The 439-nt window shown below is 61.5% G+C and carries 1 protein-coding gene; it reads left to right on the top strand.

The features are described 5' to 3' along the window. Positions 1 to 439 (top strand): hypothetical protein (locus AC3DE3_RS17415; protein ID WP_488370876.1); only part of this gene is annotated, 439 nt, incomplete at both ends.

The following is a 439-nucleotide window of genomic DNA, read 5'->3' as shown; positions in this document are numbered from 1 at the left end:
GATCAGCGACGGCATGTGGGAGAACTCTGGACCACTAAACGCCTGGCAGGACTTGGCGGACGCTACCGTCATCGTCGACCCGAAGAACGTCGGTCGAAACTTCTTCGCCAAGAAGGACAACTACCTTCTGAACTCGAAGGCGCTGCTTGACATCGTCGGCGACCGGATGGTCGAGAGCGTCCAGAAGCGCGACCCCAGCTACGACGAGAAGCGCATGGCCGCTGACTTGAAGGATCTGCGGAAGATCTTCAAGACCCAGCGCAGCGACGTCAAGGGCGAGCGGGGCCCGCTCGGAAAGAAGTGGGACGACTGGCTGGCGTACACCTCCGACCCGAACGACTCATACGCGTACGCGGAGTGGGTCGTCGCGGAGCTCGAAGAGTTCGGCAAGGTCGACACGATGACCGAGGCTGAGATCGAGCAAGCGTGGATGGACGCC

The sequence above is a fragment of the Dietzia sp. IBK-p2-16D genome (genome assembly GCF_057773085.1).
The sequence above is the reverse complement of the archived record's forward strand: the minus strand, read 5'-3'. Positions and strand labels throughout refer to the sequence as shown.